This window comes from Pseudomonas sp. P7758, assembly GCF_013386485.1.
In the GTDB taxonomy this organism is placed as follows: Bacteria; Pseudomonadota; Gammaproteobacteria; order Pseudomonadales; family Pseudomonadaceae; genus Aquipseudomonas.
Window position 1 is genome coordinate 1 of record NZ_JACARS010000177.1, and the last position, 392, is coordinate 392.

The 392-nt window shown below is 62.8% G+C and carries 1 pseudogene; it reads left to right on the forward strand.

Going from position 1 to position 392, the window contains the following annotated elements:
* Nucleotides 1-233, forward strand: a pseudogene (locus HX873_RS31665) (hypothetical protein); the annotation flags it as partial.
* Between the last annotated feature and the right edge of the window lie 159 nt (nt 234-392).

Genomic DNA, 392 nt, shown 5'->3' on the forward strand with positions numbered 1-392 from the left:
CTACCGGCCGGCTTGAGTGTGGTGAAGCAACAGCAACAGCAACAGCAAGATCAGAATCGGGCACGGTCAAATGTGGGAGCTGGCTTGCCTGCGATAGCATCGACTGGGCGTACCTGATCCACCGAGGTGTCTGCATCGCAGGCAAGCCAGCTCCCACAGAAAAGCAGCGCCACCCCGTAGCAGCTGTCGAGCGCCAGCGAGGCTGCGTGCTTTTGATCTTGATCTGCTTTTGATTTTGATCTGCGGGCCCCGTCAACCACGATGGCCGCAAGTAGGCACGGTGGAGCGGGTAAATCGGCAAGGATGCCGATTTAGCCGCGCCGGGCCATGGATGGCCCGTCGCGGCGGCCCGCGGAGCCGTGCCGGAGTGCGGGCATGCCGAGCCTAGGCGA